Genomic DNA, 19,289 nt, shown 5'->3' on the forward strand with positions numbered 1-19,289 from the left:
GGCCTCTGGCAAGTCCGGCCGGCGGTCCTGTCACCGTTGCTCCGCCATGTCCGGTATGGGCAGCGGCCGTTTTTCGATGGCGGCCGCCATCACGTCCGGGAAGAGGTCCGGTGTGCAGGCGAACGCCGGGGCCCCCAGGGCCGCGAGCGCCGCGGCGTGCTCACGGTCGTAGGCGGGCGCGCCCTCGTCGGAGAGGGCGAGCAGCGTCACGAACTGCACCCCGGCCGCCTTCATCGCGGCGACCCGCTTGAGCATCTCGTTGCGGATGCCGCCCTCGTAGAGGTCGCTGATCAGGACGACGACGGTCTCGGCGGGGCGGGTGATGCGGGACTGGCAGTAGGCGAGGGCGCGGTTGATGTCCGTGCCGCCGCCGAGCTGGGTGCCGAAGAGGACATCGACCGGGTCGTCGATCTGGTCCGTCAGATCGACGACCGAGGTGTCGAAGACCACCAGCCGGGTGTCGATGGCCCGCATCGAGGCCAGCACCGCGCCGAACACCGAGGCATAGACGACCGAGGCGGCCATCGAGCCGGACTGGTCGATGCAGAGCACCACTTCCTTCTTCACCGACTGGGCGGCCCGGCCGTAGCCGATCAGCCGCTCGGGGACGATCGTGCGGTACTCGGGGAGGTAGTTCTTGAGGTTCGCCCGGATCGTGCGGTCCCAGTCGATGTCGCGGTGCCGGGGCCGGTTGATGCGCGCGGAGCGGTCCAGCGCACCGGTGAGGGTGGCGCGGGTGCGGGTCGCCAGGCGCTTCTCCAGCTGCTCGACGACCTTGCGGACGACGGTCCGGGCGGTCTCCTTGGTGGTCTCCGGCATCACCTTGTTGAGCGAGAGCAGGGTGCCCACCAGATGCACGTCCGCCTCCACGGCCTCCAGCATCTCCGGCTCCAGCAGCAGGGAGTTCAGCCCCAGCCGGTCGATGGCGTCGCGCTGCATCACCTGCACCACGGAGGACGGGAAGTAGGTGCGGATGTCGCCGAGCCAGCGCGCCACGGAGGGCGCCGAGGCGCCGAGCCCGGCCGAACGGCGCCCGCTCTCGGCACCCTTGCCGCTCTTGCCCTGGCCGTAGAGCGAGGCGAGCGCCCCGTCCATCGCGGCGTCCCGGCCCCGTAGCTCGCATCCGGTGCCGTCCGCGCCGTCGCCCCCGAGCACCAGCCGCCAGCGGCGCAGCCGCTCGGCATCGGCCGCGGCGGGGTCGGCCGCCGCGGGGTCGGCCGCCATGGGATCGGTTGTCGCGGGGTCGGTCGTCGTGGCGGTCATGTCCGTACCCCCGTGAGGTCGATGTCCGGTCGTCGGGTGGTGGGACGGGGCCGGTCGCCGTCCTGGTCGATCCCCAGCAGCAGGCGCAGGGTGGGCAGTACGGCCGCGGCCCGGTCGCGGTCCAGGCCCGGGCCGAAGCCGGTGGCCGGGGCTCCCCCGGCGGCGGCCGGGTCGCGGAGAGAAGCCGCGGACCCGCGCCGGACCAGCTCGCCGAGGGTGCGCCGCACGCCGGAGTCGTATGCGGCGAAGGTCCGGCGCAGCAGCGGCAGCACGTCCGTGAACGCGGCGTCCGGGACGCTCGTCAGCCAGCCGTCGACCAGCGCCAGCAGTCGTTCGTCGTGGACCAGCAGCATGCCGCCGTCCCCGCCGCCGACGAACCCCTCGATCCATCCGGCGGCGTCGGCGGGCGGGGTGCCCGGCGAGAGGGCGAGGCCCATCAGCCGCTCCGCTCCCTCGTCGCCCAACTGACCGTCGTCCAGGAGGAGCCGGGTCGCGCGCCCCCTGATCAGCCCGGCCGTGGCGTCCCGTCCGCTGACCGCCCGCAGCACCCCGGCCCACCGCGCCCGCAGGTCCGCCGTCCCGCCCGCCGGCCGGGCGTCGCCCTCGAGCTGGCCGAGGAGACCGACGGCCTGGTGGGTGGCGTCGAGATGGCCGCGCATTTCCGCGGCGCCGTCGTCGTCCAGGCCGGCGCAGGCCGGCGGTAGTCCGACGAAGACCCGCTCGGCCAGGCCCAGCGCCACCTCGCGCAGCGCCGCGCCGTCCGTGCCGCGCACATCGCCGTACCGCACGGACCGTACGAGGGCGGGCAGCGCCTGGGCGAGATGGCCCACGTCCGCGTCCAGCGCCGCGCGGTCCGACAGCGCCCGCATCACCACGGGCAGGGCGTCGGGGAGTTCGGCGAGAAGACAGCGCTCGGCGAGCGCCGTCACCTCGGCGACCGAGGCCGCGTCGACCGCCTCCGAGGCGGCCTTGGCGGTGGCGGCGGACACCACGGTGGTGCCCCAGATTCCGGCCTCGGCGACCCGTACGGACAGCTCGGGCTCCCAGCGCAGCAGCCAGGTCTCCCGGAAGGTGCCGGTGCTGCCGCGGGAGCGGGTGGGCTCGCCCCAGGGGATGCCGAGCAGCCGCAGCCGGTGCAGCAGCCTGCTCCGCCCGGCGTCGGTGTCCTTGCGCAGGTCCAGCTCCAGCTCCCGCTCCAGGGCCTCCGGCTTCAGCCGCAGCGTCCGCTGGTTGCGGGCGAGGTCCCGCTGCAACGGCACCGCGGGGGCGTCTTCGGGCACCTCGCCCAGGACGTCCCCGACCACCAGCCGGTCGTGGATCAGCGAGGAGGGGGCGTCGGAGCCGTCGCCCATGACGGCCCGGATCGCGTCATCGGCCTCCGCGAGCCCGGCCAGCGGGCGGCCGCGCACCGTGGCCAGCCCCTCGGCGAGCCGCACCGCCTCGATGACGTGCGCCGACGAGACGGCGTAGTCCTCATCCCGCAGCACCCCGGCGACCTTGGTCATCCAGCGTGCGAGGGGGCGGTCGGGGGAGGCGAAGAGATGGCCGTACCAGCCGGGCGAGGCGATGCCGGCGCCGTAGCCGCTGCGCCGGGAGAGGCGGCGGTGGGTCCAGGGCACCCAGGTCACCGCGGCCTTCACCTTGGGCAGGCCCTTGAGCAGTTGGCGGTCGGCGGTCACGGTGCTGCGGCGGGCGAGCGCCGGGACGTGCCAGGCGCCGCACACCACGGCGATGTCGTCACCGAACTCCCGTCGCGCCTCGCGCAGTCGGAGGCGCATATGGGCCTCGCGCACCGGGTCGTCTCCGATGTCCCCGTACGTCTCGCGCAGCGCGCCCATCGCCTCGGCCAGCGCCGCGAACGGCGCCAGCGCGTCGGTGCCCGGCCCGCGCGCCGCGCCGCGGTGCTCGATCACGTCCTCCCACCAGCGCTCGGCATCGTCGTAGCCGGCGGTCTCGGCCAGGACGCCGATGGGGTCGATCCGGACGTCGGGGGCGCCGGCCTCGCCGGGGCTGCCCTCGGCGCCGTCCGCCGGTTCCCGGCCGGGCGCCCCCGCCGTCGCGGCCTTCTCCGCCTCGGCCCGCTCCTCGGCTCTGTCCTCGGCCCGCTCCTCGGCTCTGTCCTTGGCCTCCGCCTCCGCCGTCATGGCCAGGGAGTGCGCCGCGGGCAGATCGATGAACCGGACCGGGACATCGCGCTCCAGTGCCCAGCGCAGCGCCACCCACTCCGGGGAGAACTCCGCCAGCGGCCAGAACGCCGCGCGGCCGGGGTCGTCCAGTGCGTGGGCGAGCAGCGCGACCGGCGGGCGCATGTCCTTGTGCAGGGCCAGCTGCACCAGCTCGTCCGCCTCGGGCGGGCCCTCGATCAGCACGGCGCCGGGCGCGGCCTGCTCCAAGGCGGCCCGCACGGCCCGCGCCGACCCGGGGCCGTGGTGCCGCACCCCGAGCAGCACCGGCCCGGTCCCGCTCCGGGTGGTCATGCGCTCACCTCGCGGCAGGCGCGGTAGAAGTCCTTCCAGCCGTCGCGCTCGCGCACCACGGCCTCCAGATACTCCTGCCATACGACGCGGTCCGCGGCCGGATCGCGGACGACCGCGCCCAGGATGCCGGCGGCCACGTCCCCGGGGCGCAGCACGCCGTCCCCGAAGTGCGCGGCCAGCGCCAGGCCGTTGGTCACCACCGAGATGGCCTCGGCCGTGGAGAGCGTGCCGGAGGGCGACTTGACCTTGGTCCGGCCGTCGGCGGTGATGCCGTTGCGCAGTTCGCGGAAGACCGTGACGACGCGGCGGATCTCGTCCGTGCCTTCCGGCGCGGCCGGCAGATCCAGCGAACGCCCTATCTGCTCGACCCGCCGCGAGACGATGTCCACCTCTTCGTCCGGTGTCGCGGGCAGCGGCAGCACCACGGTGTTGAAGCGGCGGCGCAGCGCGCTGGAGAGGTCGTTGACGCCGCGGTCGCGGTCGTTGGCGGTGGCGATCAGGTTGAAGCCGCGGACGGCCTGCACCTCCTGCCCCAACTCCGGGATGGGCAGGGTCTTTTCCGACAGGACGGTGATGAGGGTGTCCTGGACGTCGGCCGGGATGCGGGTCAGCTCCTCGACCCGTGCGGTCATGCCCTGCGCCATCGCCCGCATCACCGGGCTGGGCACCAGCGCCTCGCGGCTGGGGCCGTTGGCGAGCAGTTGGGCGTAGTTCCAGCCGTAGCGGATGGCCTCTTCGGGGGTCCCGGCCGTGCCCTGCACCAGCAGGGTGGAATCGCCGCTGACGGCGGCCGCCAGATGCTCGGACACCCAGGTCTTGGCCGTGCCGGGCACGCCGAGCAGCAGCAGCGCGCGGTCCGTGGCGAGGGTGGTCACGGCGACCTCGACGATCCGCCGCGGGCCGACGTATTTGGGTGTGATGACCGTGCCGTCGGTGAGCGTGCCGCCGAGCAGGTAGGTGGCGACCGCCCACGGCGAGAGCTTCCAGCGCTCCGGCCGCGGCCGGTCGTCGGCCGCGGCGAGGGCCTTCAGTTCGTGCGCGAAGGTGTCCTCCGCGTGCGGCCGCAGCGCTTCGTCGTTCGCTGTCGTGGTGTCGTTCTCGGACCTGGCTGACGTGGCCGACATGGCTCCCCCTCGTCGCAGAAGACTCGTCGCAAGGTGCCCGGCCGGCGCCGCGAAATCCGCCGGCCGCTTGCTGGGATCAAGCCTGCACCACACCACTGACAACGGCCCGAAATCCGCCCCTGACCTGCTACTTCGTCGCGCGCACCGGCCGTTGTCAGTGGCGGGTCGTAGCGTCGGAGACATGAATCCGCAGGGGGAACGCTGGACGACGGATCAGGTGCTCGCGCTGGCGCCTGACGATGCCTCACGCAAGGCGGGCGGCAAGCTCGCCTCGCCCGGCCCGTGGTCGGAGACGGGCGCGGACCGGGGCGCGGTGTGGGGGCTGTGCAAGGGCAGCGGCAAGAAGCCGTACCAAGCCGTCGTCGACATCGAAGGGCCCGCCTTCAAGTGCAGTTGCCCGAGCCGTAAGTTCCCGTGCAAGCACGCGCTGGGGCTGCTGCTGCTCTGGGCGGGCGAGCAGGCCGCCGTTCCGGGCGGGGAGCCGCCGCAGTGGGCGGGCGAGTGGCTGGCCGGGCGCCGGGCGAAGGCGGAGCAAGCCGCGGGCGCGCCGTCGGGCGGCGGCGCGTCGCGGGCGCCCGCCGACCCGGAGGCCGCCAAGCGGCGGGCGGAGCGCCGGTTGCAGCGGATCGGCGCCGGCGCGACGGAGCTGGAGCAGCGCCTGGAGGATCTGCTGCGCACGGGCCTGGCCGCGGCCGAGGGCGCGGGCGGCGGAGGCTCCTGGGACGAGACGGCCGCGCGCATGGTCGACGCCCAGGCGCCCGGGCTTGCCGCGCGGGTGCGGGAGTTGGGGTCGGTCGTGGCCTCCGGGACGGACTGGCCTGCCCGGCTGCTGGAGGAGTGTGCGCTGCTCCATCTCCTCGACCAGGGCTTCCTGGGTCAGGAGCGGCTGCCGGCCCCGCTCGCCGCGACGGTGCGCTCGCGGGTCGGGCTGACGACGGAGGCCGGTGATCTGCTGACCGGCTCCGATGCGGCGACGGTCCGGGACCGCTGGCTGGTGCTGGCCCAACAGGACAGCGATGACGGCAAGTTGACCACCCGCAGGATCTTCCTCCGCGGCGAGCGGACCGGCCGGATGGCGCTGCATCTGTCCTTCGGCGGCTCGGGCCGTCCCCTGGACCTGGCCCTGCCGCCCGGCCTGGTGCTCGACGCGGACCTGGCCTACTACCCGGGCGCCCGCCCGCTGCGCGCCGCCCTGGGCGAGCGGCACGCCCCGGCGTCCCCCGGCCCGGTGCCGCCCGGCTGCGGTATCGACGCCGCCCTGGCCGCGTACGGCGATGCGCTGCGCGACGACCCCTGGCTGGACTCCTGGCCGGTGGTGCTCGCCGATGTCGCCCCGGTCCCGGCCCGGGACGGCGCGGGCTGGCAACTGGCCGACGCGGACGGGGAGTCGGCGCTCCCGCTCGACCCGCGATGTCTGGGCCGTACGGGCCTGTGGCAGCTGGCCGCCATATCGGGCGGCGCGCCCCTCACGGTCTTCGGCGAATGCGGCCACCGCGGATTCCTGCCGCTGACCGCCTGGGACCCCGCCCCGGTGTCCCTGTGACCCGCCGGCCGGCCGCGGGTGGGCGTACCTCCCGCGCAGGGAGGTCCCCCCGCTCGAACGCGGTCGAGAGCGGGCGAGCCACCGAGAACGAGAGAGCCGCCGACGCCCCCGTACACCGCCGCCCGACACCTGGAGGGACCCCATGACGAGCACATCGCCGAAGACCACGACCACCGCGGCCTGGGAGGACCTGGTGAGCGCCGCCCTGCTCGGCACGGAGCGGCGCACGCCACCGGTGCCGCTGCGGGCCGGGCGGAGCGCGGCGGCGGCGCTGCTGGACGCGGCCGCCGTGAGCACGGTCCGCCGCCGCGCCGCGCTGCGCCCGGCCCTGGCCGGTGAGCGGCCCGCCCCGGCCCCGGCCGACCCGCGGCCCCCGCTGCCGCCCGCCGCGCGGCGCCGGCTGTCCCTGCTGCTCGCCGACCGCGGCGACACCGGCGGCGGCAGTCGCCGCGGCATCGCCCCCGACCTCACCGAGCTGCTGCCCCAGTGGCTCGCCGCCGCCCAGGAGTACGGCTATCGCGCCCCCGGTGCGCTGCTGCCCGCGCTGTTGGACGCCGCTCGCGCCCGTACGGACCTGCGGCCCGCGGCGCTCGCCCTGGCGGGCCCGCGCGCGCTGTGGCTGGCCCGGCTGAACGACGACTGGAAGTTCGCGCTGCGCGGCACCGGAGGCCCGTCGGCCGTGCCCGGCGCCGGTGACCCCGACGGCGTACGGCGCCTGTGGGAGGAGGGCCTGTTCGCCGAGCGGGTCACGCTGCTGACGGCGCTGCGCCGCCGCGACCCGGCCGCCGGTCTGGAACTGCTCGGCGGCACCTGGACCACCGAGCGCGCCGAGGACCGCCTGATGTTCCTCGACGTACTGCGCGAGGGCCTGTCCACGACCGATGAGCCGTTCCTGGAACAGGCGCTGTCCGACCGCAGCCGCAATGTCCGTGGCACGGCCGCGGAGCTGCTCTCCGCGCTGCCCGGCTCCGCGCTGGCCGGCCGGATGGCGGAGCGCGCCCGTGCCCATATCGGCCTGGCCGACCCGGCGTCCGGCCCGGTGATCACCGTCGAGCCGCCCCAGGAGTGCGATGCGGGGATGCAGCGGGACGGCGTGGCGCTCAAGCCGCCCTCCGGGCGGGGCCAGGGCGCCTGGTGGCTGGGCCAGTTGCTGGAGGCGGCCCCCCTGGACAGCTGGCGCGAGCGGTTCGACGGCCGGGGCCCGGCGGAGATCGTCGCGCTGCCGGTGGCCGACGACTGGCGGACGGAGCTGCACGACGCCTGGTGCCGCGCCGCCGTGCGGCAGCGGGACGCCGACTGGGCGCGGGCGCTGCTGGGCGCGCCCGCCGCCCCGGCCCGGACCACCGACGTGGCCCCGGCCGGTTCGTCGCGCGACCTGGCCAAGCTGCTGACCGTGCTGCCCGAGGACGAACGCGCCGGGTGGGTGGCGGAGTTCATCGCCGCGCACGGCCTCTCGGACGCCTTCCGGATGCTGGGCGTCTGCGCGGTTCCGTGGTCCGAGCCGCTGGGCCGGTCGGTCGTGGACGCGCTGGACATCGCCCGGGACGCGGGCAGCTATCCCTGGAGCTTCAGCGGGGTGATGGGGCTGGCCGAACGCTGTCTGGACCCGGCCGCCGCGGACCGTCTCGACATGCTCACCGCCGTGACGGACGAGCCGGAAGGCGCCTCCCCGGGCTCCGGCGGCTACTGGTCCGAGGCCTTCCAACGCCTGGTCGGCACGCTGCGCCTGCGCGCCACCATGCACGCCGAACTCACCGGCCCCGCCGCCCCGCCCGTCGGGTCCGGCGAGCCCGCCCCGGCCGCGTCATGACCGCCCGCCGCTCCCGGGGCCCACGTCATCGCGCGGGCCCCGTACGCCGACCGCTCGCCACCGGCCCGGGCGTCGGCTCAGAGCGCCGACGACCGCACGTTCGCGTTGACCCACTCCACGATGGAGGTGGTCGTGGCGCCCGGCGTGAAGATCTCCGCGACGCCCTGCGCCTTGAGCGGGGCGATGTCCGCCTCCGGGATGATGCCGCCGCCGAAGACCTTGATGTCCGCGGCGTCCCGCTCTTCCAAGAGGGCGATGACCTTCGCGAACAGCGTGTTGTGCGCGCCGGAGAGGATCGACAGCCCGATCGCGTCGGCGTCCTCCTGGATGGCGGTGTCGACGATCTGCTCCGGGGTCTGGTGCAGCCCGGTGTAGATGACCTCCATGCCGGCGTCGCGCAGCGCCCGCGCGATCACCTTGGCGCCCCGGTCGTGACCGTCCAGTCCGGGCTTGGCCACCACGACCCGGATCGGCCCCGGCCTGCCCGCCGCTCCCTGGCTCTGCGCTTGCGCTCCGTCGTGCCGAGCCACACTCATCACTGCCTCCAAGCCAAGTACGGCACGCGTTGGGCGGTGCCGCCGAGCCGACAATCGATCGCGCGGCCACGATCGGCGGCCACGAGCGTGAACGAACGTTATCTCCAGCATCCCGTACCCAGCCGTTTCGTGACATCCGGCGAGGGGGAAATCACACATGGGACACATTCGCCACGCGCCGCGTCCCGTGTGTCGCACAGCCACGGGACGGCGCAGTGCACACGGGGGCGGGCGCAAGGGAAGCCGCAGCCGGGCCACGACCATGCCGTTGAGCGTGCCTCCCGCATGCCCTCCGGGAGGTCGACAATGCAGGCCCCTCTTCGCACGCCGCTCCCCGCCTGCCTCTCCTGTTTCTCCTCCTTTCCCCCCTTCCTCCGCAGCACCGCCGTGGAACTGGTGGTCCTCGCCGGCCATCTGCTCCTCTACCCCACCGGCATCTCCCAGGAGCAGCACATCGCGCCTCCCGCTTCCGCCACGTCCGACGACGGGGACGCCTCCCGCGCGTGGGGGTCCCCCCGCTCGAGCGCAGTCGAGAGGGGGGAAAGAGCCGAGGGCGGGGGAGCCCCCTCCCTGCTGCCGACCGAGGGCCGCGCGCACCCGCCGGTCCTCCTCCTCCACGGCTTCATCGACAACCGCTCGGTGTTCGTCCTGCTGCGCCGCGCGCTGCGCCGGCACGGCTGGCGCCATCTCGACGCGCTCAACTACTCCCCGCTGACCTGCGATATCCGCAAGGCCGCCGAGCTCCTCGGCCGCCATGTGGAGGGGGTGTGCGCCCGGACCGGCCACCGCCGGGTGGACATCGTGGGGCACAGCCTCGGCGGGCTCATCGCCCGTTATTACGTCCAGCGCCTCGGCGGCGACGCCCGCGTCCGCACGGTGATCACCCTCGGCACCCCGCACTCCGGCACCCGCGTCGCGCCCCTGATGTCGGCGCACCCGATCGTCCGCCAGATGCGGCCGAATTCGGAGGTGATAGCGGAGTTGTCGCTTCCCGCACCGAATTGCCGGACGCGGTTCATCGCTTTCTGGAGCGATGCGGACCAGGTGATGGTGCCGGCCCGGACGGCCCGAATCGATCACCCTGATTTGCTCGCACACAACGTGCATGTCTCCGGTGTCGGACATCTCGCGCTACCGGTCAACGGCACCGTAGCGGCCGGAATACGCGAGGCGTTGACGTCGACGCCGGGCGCGGAGGGCACAGAAAACGCCATTTCGGTGGCCTGAATGCATCGCCGGGATCGCCTCAACCGTCCGTGTCAGCGACTGGATCTTGACGTTTCTTCGAACAAGCCTCGAACGAGGCGCCAAGAACTCGCATACGGGCTCCCGAAAGGCGGCCAAATGCCCGTTCTCGTCGAGTCGGAAACCTGTAGAAGATTGTCGCCGTCACGTACCGCCGGGTACAGTCGCCGCTAATTCTCCTGCTGCCGAGGCGAAAGAGAAGTTGGTGAACGACCGTCACCCATCGGGCTACCCGGCCTATGACTCTTACGGGCAGCAGCACTCCGCGTCCGGCTACGGCGAGTACGGCGACGGCGACCCTCTCTTCGGCTCGCTCCCGGGCTCGTACGAAACGGGCCGGTACGACGTCGGCGGTCATGACACGGGCGCATACGACGCGGGCACGACGGCCACATACGACACCAGCGCCTACGGGACGGGCTCCTACGACACCGGCGCGTACGGCACCGTCTCCTATGACACCGGCGCGTACACCGGCGGCCCGTACAGCTCGACCGCCTACGACACCGGCGCCTACGAGACGGGCCAGTACGACACCACCGGCTTCGACACGGGCACCTACGGCGCCGTCGCCTACGACACCGGCAGCTACGCGACGACCGGCACCTACACCGCGGACGGCCACGCCAGCGGCGGCTACGACACCGGCGCCCAGGACGGCTACGACCCGTACGCCCACACCGCATACGAGAACGCCGGGCACGAGCCGTACCAGCAGTACGAGCAGCAGTACCCGGAATACGACCAGTACGGGCAGCACCCGCAGTACGAGCAACTCGCCTACGGCACCGGCACGTACCACTCGGGCGGTTACGACACCGCCGGTTATGACACCGGCAGTTACGCCACCGTCGGCCATGACACCGCCGGCCATGAGACCGATGATCACGCCACCGAAAGCTTCGAGGCCACCGCGATCTGGCCCACGGCCGACCGGGACCTGATCGCCGACATCCCGGCGCAGCCCGGCCCCTCGGCGTACGAAACGATGCCGTTCGAGGCCGCGATCCCGGCTCCGGCAGAGGCGCCCGACGACGCCCACCAGCCGGTTCCCGATGCCCCCGACGCCGCCTCCGTGGCCGAGGCGATGACCCAGGCCATGCCGGTCACCGCCGCGGCGCCCGCCGCGCGGCGGGTGGTCGGACCGGCCGCGGGGAAGGCCGTGCGCGGGCGGGGCCGCCGCCGTACCGCCAAGCGCTCGGCGCTGCTGACCGTCGCCGTGCCCTCGGTCGCCGCCATGGGGGTGTGCGCGGCCGCGGCCGCCTCCGTCACCGGCTTCGTCGGGGACGACAAGAAGGACGACAAGCCCGCCCAGGCCATGGGGGACCCCGGGTCGGTCAAGGCCTCCGCGGCCAACAAGAAGCTCGACAGCCAGCTCGCCGGACTCAGCGCGGACGCCCGGGACTTCGGCGACCGCGCCAACCGCACCCAGGAGCGGATCGACCTCAAGGAGCGCCAGGCCCTCGCCAAGAAGAAGGCGGCGGAGGAGGCGGCCCGCAAGGAGGCCCTGCGGCCCAAGTTCGTGCTGCCGGTCACCCAGCACGGGCTGAGCGCGCTCTTCGGCCAAGCCGGCGTGAACTGGATGTCCGTACACACCGGGATCGACTTCCCGGTCAGCTACGGCACCCCCGTCATGGCTGCCACCGACGGCACCGTCCGCACCCAGTGGAACTCGGCCTACGGCAACATGGCGATCGTGACGGCGCCCGACGGCACGGAGACCTGGTACTGCCACCTGAGCAGCACCAAGATCCGTTCCGGGTCGGTCAAGGCGGGCGACCAGATCGCCTATTCGGGCAACTCCGGCAACTCCACCGGCCCGCATCTGCACTTCGAGGTACGCCCCGGTGGCGACTCGGCGATAGACCCGCTCCCCTGGCTGCAAAGCCACGGCCTCGACCCGGACTGACCGCCGCCCGCCCCCCGTCGGCGGCGGCTCGGCGCCGCCGAGCCGCCGAGCCGCCGAGCCGCTACAGCTTCTCGACCGGCGCGTACCGCAGCAGCAGCCGCTTCGGCTTCTCGCCGCCGAAGTCGATGGTCGCCTCGGCGTTGTCGCCGCTGCCCTTGACCCCGACGACCGTGCCCAGGCCGAAGCTGTCGTGCGTGACGCGGTCGCCGACGGCCAGCGAGGCCACCTGCCGTTCCGTGCCGCGGCGCGTGGCGAACCCGCTCGGCCCCTTGGCGCGCGACGACGACAGCGAGGACCCGATGCCCCCGCCGAGGCCTCCCCCGCCACCGCGCGACGACAGCCCGCCCATCGAGGCGGACGGCGTGGCGGGACCCGTGCGCCGCCACTCGACGTAGTCGCCCGGGATCTCCTCCAGGAACCGCGAGGGCGGGTTGTACGAGGGCTGGCCCCAGGCGCTGCGCATCGTCGAGCGGGTGACATAGAGCCGCTCGCGGGCGCGCGTGATGCCCACATAGGCGAGCCGGCGCTCCTCCTCCAGCTCCTTGCTCTGGCCCAGGGAGCGCATGTGCGGGAAGACGCCGTCCTCCAGGCCGGTGAGGAAGACGGTCGGGAATTCCAGGCCCTTGGCGGTGTGCAGGGTCATGAGCGTGATGACGCCGCTGCCGTCCTCGTCCTCGTCGGGGATCTGGTCGGAGTCGGCGACCAGCGCGACCTGCTCCAGGAAGTCGGAGAGCGTGCCGGGGTTGTCCTCACCCCGTTCCTGCTCGAACTCCAGGGCCACCGAGGCGAGTTCCTGGAGGTTCTCGATCCGGGTCTCGTCCTGGGGGTCGGTGGAGGACTGGAGCTCGGCGAGATAGCCCGTACGCTCCAGGACGGCCTCCAGGACCGTGGCGGGCCCGGCGCCGGACTCCACGATCGTGCGCAGCTCCTCCATGAGGACGTTGAAGCGCTTGACGGCGTTGGTGGAGCGGGCGGCCATGCCGTACGCCTCGTCGACGCGGCGCAGCGCCTGCGGGAAGGTGATCTTCTCGCGGGAGGACAGGGCGTCGATCATGGCCTCGGCGCGTTCGCCGATGCCGCGCTTGGGGACGTTCAGGATGCGGCGGAGCGGGACGGTGTCCTCGGGGTTGGCGAGCACCCGCAGATACGCGAGGACGTCGCGGACCTCCTTGCGCTCGTAGAAGCGCACCCCGCCGACGACCTTGTAGGGCAGCCCGACCCGGATGAAGATCTCTTCGAAGACACGGGACTGGGCGTTGGTGCGGTAGAAGACGGCGACATCGCCGGCCTTGGCGTCGCCCGCGTCCGTCAGCCGGTCGATCTCGTCGGCGACGAACTGCGCCTCGTCGTGCTCGGTGTCCGCGACATAGCCGGTGATCTTGGGGCCGGCGCCGGCGTCCGTCCAGAGGTTCTTGGGGCGACGGTTCTCGTTGCGCTCGATGACGGCGTTGGCGGCCGACAGGATCGTCTGCGACGAGCGGTAGTTCTGCTCCAGCAGGATCGTGGTCGCGTCCGGGTAGTCCTCCTCGAACTGGAGGATGTTGCGGATCGTGGCGCCGCGGAAGGCGTAGATCGACTGGTCGGCGTCACCGACGACGCACAGCTCGGCGGCGGGCATCTCGTCGGTGCCGGGGCCGACCAGCTCGCGGACGAGGGTGTACTGGGCGTGGTTGGTGTCCTGGTACTCGTCGACGAGGACATGACGGAAGCGGCGGCGGTAGTGCTCCGCGACATCCGGGAAGGCCTGGAGCAGGTTGACCGTCGTCATGATGATGTCGTCGAAGTCCAGGGCGTTGGCCTCGCGCAGCCGCGACTGGTACATCGCATACGCCTCGGCCAGCGTCTTCTCGAACCCGTCGGCGGCCGTCCCGGCGAAGGTCTCCTCGTCGATGAGCTCGTTCTTGAGGTTGGAGATCTTGGCGCTGAAGGACTTGGGCGGGAAGCGCTTGGGGTCCAGATCCAGATCGCGGCAGACCAGGGCCATCAGGCGCTTGGAGTCGGCGGCGTCGTAGATCGAGAAGGACGAGGTGAAGCCGAGCTTCTTGCTCTCCCGGCGCAGGATGCGGACGCAGGCGCTGTGGAAGGTGGAGACCCACATGGCGTTGGCGCGCGGGCCGACCAGGTCCTCCACGCGCTCCTTCATCTCGCCCGCGGCCTTGTTCGTGAACGTGATCGCGAGGATCTGGCCGGGGTGGACATGGCGCTCGGCGAGCAGATGCGCGATGCGGTGGGTGAGCACCCGGGTCTTGCCGGAACCGGCGCCGGCGACGATCAGCAGCGGGCTGCCGTGGTGGACCACGGCGGCCTTCTGCTCGTCGTTGAGGCCTTCGAGCAGCGCGGCCGCGTCCACCACGGGGCGGGCGGCGCCGTCGCGGTAGTACGCCTCCTGGTGCACCGGCGCGTCGAATCTGCCGCCGAAGAGGTCGGCAGGGATCTCCTCCGGGGCCGGGCCGTGCTCGTCCTCGGGGGGCGGAGGGTGTTCGTCCTCGCCCTTGGGGCCGAGGTCCGCCAGGAAGCTGTCGTCAAAGAGGCTGCTCATCGCCCACCGAGTCTAGGCCGCCGCACCGACAGCCCGCCGCCGCCTCCACAGATCCGGCCCACGGACGCCGGCCCGCGTCCTTTGGGCGCGCCTTTGGGGTGCACCTTTGGGCCACCTCTCTGACCCCGTCCCTGGACCCCGTCCCTGGATCGCTTCCCTGGGCCGCGTCCCTGGATCGCATCGGTAGCTCGCATCGGCGGCTCCCATCGGCGGGCTCGCAACCATGGGATCGCAATCAGATCACGAAAAGGTTTCGGGCATATCGAACATCAGCCTTCACAGGAGCCACACCAGTTGGCTACCGTGCCTGCTCGGGCTGCCCGCATCCCCGCGGACGACAGTGTCTGCACGGGCCGCCTCCGCCGAGTCCGGCCCTGCCCCCAGGCACCCGGAGCCGGGGACCCACCAGCACCACCGGGGTGAATCGGCCGGTGCGGCCGCCAGCGGCGGACGTATCGACCGTAGGGCAAGCCTTCCGTCAGCGACACCGCCCGAACCCGACAGCTAACCCGGTAGGCGGTCCACGGAAGGAGTCGCCGGCCTTGGCGTCGCATCGCAAGCCGCGCACCCGCGTTCTCACCTCGCCCGGGAGCCGCCGCACGGCGGCCGGGCTCACCACCGCCGCCCTCGCCTCGGTCACCCTGCTCTCGCAGTCCGCCGAGGCCGCCCCCAGGGCACCCAAGCCCACCATCGAAGAGGTCAAGCAGAAGGTCGACGGGCTCTACCACCAGGCCGAGGTGGCCACCCAGAAGTACAACGCCGCCAAGGAGGGCGCCGAGCGGCAGCGCGCCACGGTCAATCATCTGCTCGACGCCGCCGCCAAGCGCGCGGAAAAGATGAACGAGTCCCGGCGCGAGCTGGGCACCTTCGCCTCCGCGCAGTACCGCACCGGCGGGATGAACCCCACGACGCAGCTGATGCTCGCCAAGGACCCGCAGGACTTCTTCGACCGTACGCACCTGATGGAGCGGCTGACCGGCCGGCAGAAGCAGGCGGTCACCGACTACCAGGAGGAGCAGGCGGCCGCCGCCCGGCAGCGGGCCAAGGCGACCGAGAGCCTGGACCGGCTCCAGGCGTCGCAGGCCTCGCTGAAGGAATCCAAGCGGTCCGTCCAGGACAAGCTGGCCGAGGCCCGGCAGCTGCTGTCCCGGCTGACCGCCCAGGAGAAGGCGCGGCTGGCGGAGCTGGAGCGCAGGAAGGAGGCGGCCGCCAAGCGCCGGGCCGAGGAGCTGGCGCGGCAGCAGGCCGAGAAGGAGCGCCAACAGCACCAGAACGACGGCGGCTCGACGGGCGGCCAGACCGGTGGCGGCTCCACCGGTGGCGGGTCGACCGACGGCGGCTCGTACTCCACCAAGGCCGAAAAGGCGCTCGCCTTTGCCCGCTCCCAGATGGGCAAGCCGTACGTCTGGGGCGCGACCGGCCCGAATTCCTACGACTGCTCGGGCCTGACGCAGGCGGCGTGGAAGGCGGCCGGGGTCGATCTGCCGCGGACGACATGGGACCAGGTCAAGGTCGGACAGCGGATCGCGACCGGCGACCTCAAGCCCGGTGACCTGGTGTTCTTCTACGACGACATAAGTCACGTAGGCATGTACATAGGCGACGGCAAGATGATCCACGCGCCGCACCCGGGCGCCAACGTCCGGGTGGAGTCGATCTATTACATGCCCATCTACGGGAGCGTCCGGCCGGCCTGAACCGACGGGCCTGAACCGCTTCCCTTACGGGCCGCCACCAAGGGTCTCGCGGGCCCCTACCGGAACGGCTGCCCCCCGAACCACCCCCCACACGCCACCGCGCGGTCGTCCTCTCGAGGGACGACCGCGCGGTGAGCCGTATGTACGGGTGCCGGACCTCAGGTCCAGAGCACCGCGATGAAGATGTTGGCCACCGTGAGCCCGCCGACGGCGCCGAACAGCGGCTTGGCGACCTTCTCCTCGTCCCGCTTGACGTAGACCAGCGCCAGGATCACCACCAGGACGGCCATCTTGATGCCGATCTTGATGTTGTTGACGGTGTGGTCCTGGGCCTGGTTCAGCCCGACCAGCACGATGCCGGTGACCAGCATCGTCAGCGCGCCGTGCAGCATGGCCGGCACAAAGCGGGCGGTCCCCGCGCTCATCGCCTTCATCTGGGTCAGAAAGCCGCCCAGGAGGGAGGCGATACCGATGATGTGCAGGCCGACGAAGATATTGGTTACTACGTCCATAGTGCGGGATCGTATCCGTCGCATAGCACGCGCCTTCAGGCAGGGCGCCCGTAATCGCCGCTTCGATCACGGCAGGCCGCTCCCGGCCCCTTACGCGGCGGGGACTCGCTCACCCGCCCCTCACTCGCGGTCGAAAGCCGCCAATTCCGGCCAACTGGGCGCAACGCCGTGACGTGCAGGTTTAGCGTCCTCACTCCAGGCGGCCGACGCAAGCGCGGCCCGTACGGAAGGAAGTGACGGCCACCGTGGCGTCGCACCGCAAGACCGAGCAGCACCCGCCGGCGACGTTGGCACCGCTGGGTGGCAGCCGCACCGCCCGTAGGGCCGCCACCATCCTGGCCCTCGTCGGCGCCGTCGGCGCCACCGCCTTCAACGGCACCGGCCAGGCCGCTCCCCGTCCCACCCCCGCCCAGGTCAAGGGCCAGGTCGACGCGCTGTACCAGGAGGCAGAGGTGGCGACGCAGCACTACAACGGCGCCAAGGAACAGGCCGATACCGCACGCGCGGAGCTGAGCCGGCTCCAGGACGAGGCCGCCCGCCGGACCCAGAAACTCAACGCCGCCAAGGCCGAGTTGGGCACGATGGCCGGGAACCAGTACCGCTCCGGCGGCGTGGACCCGACCGTACGGCTGATGATGTCCGCCGATCCGCAGCGCTATCTGGACGGCGCCACGATCCTGGAGCGCGCGGGCAGCCACCAGGCGAACGCGGTGGCCGGATATGCGCGCCGGCTCGGCAGCGTCCGCCAGGTCCGCGACCGCGCCGAGGTCACCGCGGAGCGGCTGGAGCGCACCGAGGGCACACTGCGGCGGCAGCGCGTGACGATCGTACGGAAACTGGACTCCGCCGAGGCGCTGCTGGACCGGCTGACGGACGAGCAGCGGCGGCGGATGTCACCCGAGCCGACACCGGCCGCCGCACCGGCGAAGGACGGGGCCCAGGCGCCCAACTCCCGTGCCGCACGCGCCGTTTCGTTCGCCTACGCCGCGCTCGGCAAGCCCTACGTCTGGGGCGCGACCGGCCCCTCCGCATTCGACTGCTCGGGCCTGACCCAGGCCGCCTGGAGGTCCGGCGGCGTCTCGCTGCCCCGCACGACCTACACCCAGATCGGCTCCGGCCCGCGCATCGACCGGTCCCGGCTCGCCCCCGGAGACCTGGTGTTCTTCTATTCCGGGATCAGCCATGTGGGCCTCTACATCGGCGACGGCAAGATGATCCACGCCCCGCATCCGGGCGCCCCGGTCCGTATCGCCCCCATCGACGAGATGCCGTTCGCGGCGGCGACTCGGCCCGCCTGAGCCGTCGGTGTTCGTCCCCGCGTTGCCGGGTGCGGGGCCGGCCCTCCGGGGCGCCGGCCCTCAGGCCCTGACCCTCTGGCCCAGCCACCGGAAGATCTCCGGCACCTGGGTGCGCCACACCGCCGTCGTGTGACCGCCCGCGTCGGCCGCGATCTGCTGCACGGTCACCGTCGTCGGCGCCTTCGCGAGCTGCTGGAGGCCGATGCCCGCCTGGTAGCCGTCGCCCGCCGCGCCCGAGACGAACAGGGCCGTACGCGGCGGCCGTCCGGCGGCGTTGGCGGACTTCAGGATGTGCAGCGGGTTGGACTCGACGCGCAGCTTGGGGTCCTTGCCGGCGAGGGAGTCGGGCTCCAGCGCCGGGTCGTTGTAGCCGGACATGGCGACGGCGGCGCGGTAGCGGTCCGGGTGGGACAGCGCGAGCTTGGCGGCACAGTGCGCGCCCGCCGAATAGCCCGCCAGCGCCCAGGAGTCCGGCTTGCCGCCGGCCCGGAAGTTGTCGATGACCATCCGGCGTACGTCGACGGTCAGCCAGCTGTCGGCGTTGACCTTGCCGGGGATGTTGACGCATCCGGTGTCGGCGCCGGTGAGGATGTTCGTCCGCGGTGACACCAGGATGAACGGCTTGATCTCGCCGCGCTGCATCAGCGGGCGGAGCTGCTCGCCGACGTGCAGCGCTCCGTACCAGGCCTTGGCCGAGCCGGGGTAGCCGGGCAGCAGCTCGACCACGGGGAACTTCTTGTTCCGGTAGGCGGGGTCGTTGTACTGCGGCGGCAGCCATACATAGACCTCGCCGCTGACGCCCGAGATCCGGCCCTTGAGGTCGGTCATCTGGACACCGGAGCCCATCCTGGCGTCGTCCGCGGGGCGGAACTGCTGGATCTGCTTGGGCTCGTCCTTGATCTTCCGGCCGCCCATGCCGTCCGGGCCGAGGTCCTGCGCCGCCTGGATGTGGCTGTCGGTGCCGAGCAGGTCACCCCAGGTGTCGTAGAGGTTGTTGGCGTTGTTGACCAGGACGAAGACCACGGTGATGGCGGTGACCTGGGCGAACAGCAGCATCAGCAGCCGGGCGAGGACACGTATCGGGGGTGGCCCGGCTATCCGTCCCCACAGGGCGAGCGGCAGGACGACGGCGACTGTCAGAAGCGCGAGGGAGGTGAGGAAGAAGGGCGTGCCCGTCAGGCTCATCGGGGTCTCGCTTCCAGGACATGTACGCGAAGGACGTGGGGTGTGGTTCTGGCCCCGCCTTCGGCAGTGAGCCTCTCCGCGCCCTTAGATGGCGATCCGCGCGGTCCTGGTTGCCCGTCTTTGGCCCTTCTTTACGACACCTCGCCGAGCC

General features: G+C 72.6%; 13 protein-coding genes and 1 riboswitch. Of the genes, 6 read left to right on the forward strand and 7 right to left on the reverse strand.

What is annotated here, in order from left to right; all coding sequences use genetic code 11:
* Window positions 1-30: 30 nt before the first annotated feature.
* Genes ACIGWZ_RS13475 through ACIGWZ_RS13485 form a run of 3 tightly spaced genes read right to left on the reverse strand, consistent with a single transcriptional unit; the run spans window position 31 to window position 4,864 of the window.
* Window positions 31-1,224: a VWA domain-containing protein gene (locus ACIGWZ_RS13475; RefSeq protein WP_400064438.1), complete on the reverse strand. Its 1,194-nt coding sequence runs from the start codon at window positions 1,222-1,224 to the stop codon at window positions 31-33.
* Between the two features lie 35 nt (window positions 1,225-1,259).
* A complete protein-coding gene (locus tag ACIGWZ_RS13480; protein ID WP_400063916.1) occupies window positions 1,260-3,740 on the reverse strand; it encodes a DUF5682 family protein in 2,481 nt (826 codons plus the stop codon).
* Complete coding sequence (locus ACIGWZ_RS13485; RefSeq protein WP_400063917.1) at window positions 3,737-4,864, reverse strand: AAA family ATPase; 1,128 nt, start codon at window positions 4,862-4,864, stop codon at window positions 3,737-3,739. The genes ACIGWZ_RS13480 and ACIGWZ_RS13485 overlap by 4 nt, the downstream gene beginning before the upstream one ends.
* Window positions 4,865-5,045: 181 nt before the next feature.
* Between ACIGWZ_RS13485 and ACIGWZ_RS13490 the strand changes: the two genes are divergently transcribed.
* A complete protein-coding gene (locus ACIGWZ_RS13490; RefSeq protein WP_400063919.1) occupies window positions 5,046-6,407 on the forward strand; it encodes an SWIM zinc finger family protein in 1,362 nt (453 codons plus the stop codon).
* A gap of 142 nt (window positions 6,408-6,549) precedes the next feature.
* On the forward strand, window positions 6,550-8,217 hold the full coding sequence (locus tag ACIGWZ_RS13495) for a DUF5691 domain-containing protein (RefSeq protein WP_400063921.1): 1,668 nt from the start codon (window positions 6,550-6,552) through the stop codon (window positions 8,215-8,217).
* A gap of 77 nt (window positions 8,218-8,294) precedes the next feature.
* Here ACIGWZ_RS13495 and ACIGWZ_RS13500 read toward each other — a convergent pair whose 3' ends face one another.
* On the reverse strand, window positions 8,295-8,753 hold the full coding sequence (locus ACIGWZ_RS13500) for a cobalamin B12-binding domain-containing protein (protein WP_400063923.1): 459 nt from the start codon (window positions 8,751-8,753) through the stop codon (window positions 8,295-8,297).
* A 306-nt stretch (window positions 8,754-9,059) separates the two neighbouring features.
* Here ACIGWZ_RS13500 and ACIGWZ_RS13505 point away from each other — a divergent pair, with 306 nt between their 5' ends.
* Window positions 9,060-9,980 carry an esterase/lipase family protein gene (locus ACIGWZ_RS13505; protein ID WP_400063925.1) on the forward strand — a complete coding sequence of 307 codons (921 nt, stop codon included), beginning with the start codon at window positions 9,060-9,062 and terminating at the stop codon, window positions 9,978-9,980.
* Between the two features lie 223 nt (window positions 9,981-10,203).
* Entirely contained in the window at window positions 10,204-11,907 is a 1,704-nt protein-coding gene (locus ACIGWZ_RS13510) for a peptidoglycan DD-metalloendopeptidase family protein (protein ID WP_400063927.1), read from the forward strand.
* Window positions 11,908-11,968: 61 nt separating this feature from the next.
* Here ACIGWZ_RS13510 and pcrA read toward each other — a convergent pair whose 3' ends face one another.
* Window positions 11,969-14,446, reverse strand: a complete 2,478-nt coding sequence (gene pcrA, locus ACIGWZ_RS13515; protein ID WP_400063928.1) for a DNA helicase PcrA — start codon at window positions 14,444-14,446, stop codon at window positions 11,969-11,971.
* 350 nt (window positions 14,447-14,796) lie between these two features.
* A riboswitch (cyclic di-AMP (ydaO/yuaA leader) is annotated at window positions 14,797-14,981 on the forward strand.
* A 7-nt stretch (window positions 14,982-14,988) separates the two neighbouring features.
* Between pcrA and ACIGWZ_RS13520 the strand changes: the two genes are divergently transcribed.
* Complete coding sequence (locus ACIGWZ_RS13520; RefSeq protein ID WP_400063930.1) at window positions 14,989-16,143, forward strand: NlpC/P60 family protein; 1,155 nt, start codon at window positions 14,989-14,991, stop codon at window positions 16,141-16,143.
* A gap of 158 nt (window positions 16,144-16,301) precedes the next feature.
* On the opposite strand, the gene ACIGWZ_RS13525 is transcribed toward ACIGWZ_RS13520, so the two are convergent.
* The gene (locus ACIGWZ_RS13525) at window positions 16,302-16,655 is read right to left on the reverse strand and encodes a hypothetical protein (RefSeq protein WP_400063932.1); all 354 of its coding nucleotides are present in this window, start codon (window positions 16,653-16,655) and stop codon (window positions 16,302-16,304) included.
* Window positions 16,656-16,888: 233 nt separating this feature from the next.
* On the opposite strand from ACIGWZ_RS13525, the gene ACIGWZ_RS13530 reads away from it, so the two are divergent.
* Window positions 16,889-17,953: an NlpC/P60 family protein gene (locus tag ACIGWZ_RS13530; RefSeq protein WP_400063933.1), complete on the forward strand. Its 1,065-nt coding sequence runs from the start codon at window positions 16,889-16,891 to the stop codon at window positions 17,951-17,953.
* A gap of 60 nt (window positions 17,954-18,013) precedes the next feature.
* Here ACIGWZ_RS13530 and ACIGWZ_RS13535 read toward each other — a convergent pair whose 3' ends face one another.
* Window positions 18,014-19,138 (reverse strand): alpha/beta hydrolase, encoded by a 1,125-nt coding sequence (locus ACIGWZ_RS13535; RefSeq protein WP_400063935.1) that lies wholly within the window; start codon window positions 19,136-19,138, stop codon window positions 18,014-18,016.
* Window positions 19,139-19,289 lie beyond the last annotated feature (151 nt).

This window comes from Streptomyces sp. NPDC053427, assembly GCF_044544985.1.
Classification (GTDB): domain Bacteria; phylum Actinomycetota; class Actinomycetes; order Streptomycetales; family Streptomycetaceae; genus Streptomyces.